A 566-nucleotide genomic window follows, 5' to 3' on the forward strand; every position below is an offset into this window, starting at 1 on the left:
GCCGTCTGAAGCCCATGCCCGGCCGCCTGCGGGCGGCCACTCGGCGGGTTGTTACCAAATATTTCATATTTTCCTTGTCTGCGCAGGGCAGGCCGGCAACAATTTAATGCCATCCATTCGCGTTTCGGAATGCATTGATGAGTCGTTATCGTTCCCTGTTCTCCTGGCTGATGCTGCCGCTGCTGGCACTCGGCAGCCTCGCTGCCCTGGCCGAACCACTCGATGGCGCCGCCCAGGCCCTGCACATGCTCGGCTACATTGGCGCCGACTATCCGGCCACGGTGGCCGACGGCCAGGTGGTCGACGCGGGCGAGTACCGCGAGCAGCTGGAATTCATCGGGGTCCTGCAGGGACTGGTGGTCGCACTGCCGGCCAAGGCCGAACGCGCTGAGCTGGAACAGGGCATCGCTGCGCTGAAGCATGCCGTCGAGCAGCGTCAGCCCGGCGCAGACGTTGCGCACCAGGCGCGTCAGCTCAGTGCCCGCCTGGCCGAGCTGTATCAGGTGGCGCAGACACCGGCCATCACCCCCGACCCCGAGCGCGGTGCGCCGCTGTATGCGCAGCAT

1 protein-coding gene is annotated in these 566 nt (G+C 65.9%); it reads left to right on the top strand.

The window, feature by feature from the left end; all coding sequences use genetic code 11:
• Nucleotides 1-137 precede the first annotated feature (137 nt).
• A partial coding sequence (locus tag J0A65_RS25295; RefSeq protein WP_206596977.1) for a hypothetical protein occupies nt 138-566 on the top strand: 429 nt, incomplete at its 3' end.

This window comes from Bowmanella yangjiangensis (assembly GCF_017255015.1).
In the GTDB taxonomy this organism is placed as follows: domain Bacteria; phylum Pseudomonadota; class Gammaproteobacteria; order Enterobacterales; family Alteromonadaceae; genus Bowmanella; species Bowmanella yangjiangensis.